The sequence below is a fragment of the Chryseobacterium sp. 27AL genome, assembly GCF_057815395.1.
This window is the reverse complement of the sequence record NZ_JBYRIW010000040.1, coordinates 1-584: the sequence shown is the minus strand read 5'-3', so window position 1 is coordinate 584 and position 584 is coordinate 1. Positions and strand designations below refer to the sequence as shown.

The window sequence follows — 584 nt, the reverse complement described above, 5'->3', positions numbered from 1 at the left end:
AACATCCTAGCTGTCAATGCAGTCCAACCGCGTTGCTTCAACTTAACAGAAATTTGGGGACCTTAGCTGTTGGTCTGGGTTCTTTCCCTCTCGGACATGGACCTTAGCACCCATGCCCTCACTGCCGACCATCATTTATTAGCATTCGGAGTTTGTCAGGAATTGGTAGGCGATGAAACCCCCGCATCCAATCAGTAGCTCTACCTCTAATAAACTATAAATCGACGCTGCACCTAAATGCATTTCGGAGAGTACGAGCTATCTCCCAGTTTGATTGGCCTTTCACCCCTACCCACAGGTCATCCGAAGACTTTTCAACGTCAACCGGTTCGGTCCTCCACTTTGTGTTACCAAAGCTTCAACCTGCCCATGGGTAGATCACAAGGTTTCGCGTCTAATCCTACTAACTATGCGCCCTATTCAGACTCGCTTTCGCTCCGGCTCCGTAACTTAATTACTTAACCTCGCTAGTAAAATTAACTCGTAGGCTCATTATGCAAAAGGCACGCCGTCACAGAATTAATCTGCTCCGACCGCTTGTAGGCGTACGGTTTCAGGTTCTATTTCACCCTTCTATTCGAAGT

The 584-nt window shown here is 47.6% G+C and carries 1 rRNA gene; it reads right to left on the bottom strand.

The window, feature by feature from the left end:
- Positions 1–584, bottom strand: a 23S ribosomal RNA gene (locus tag AC3WV0_RS18110); the annotation flags it as partial.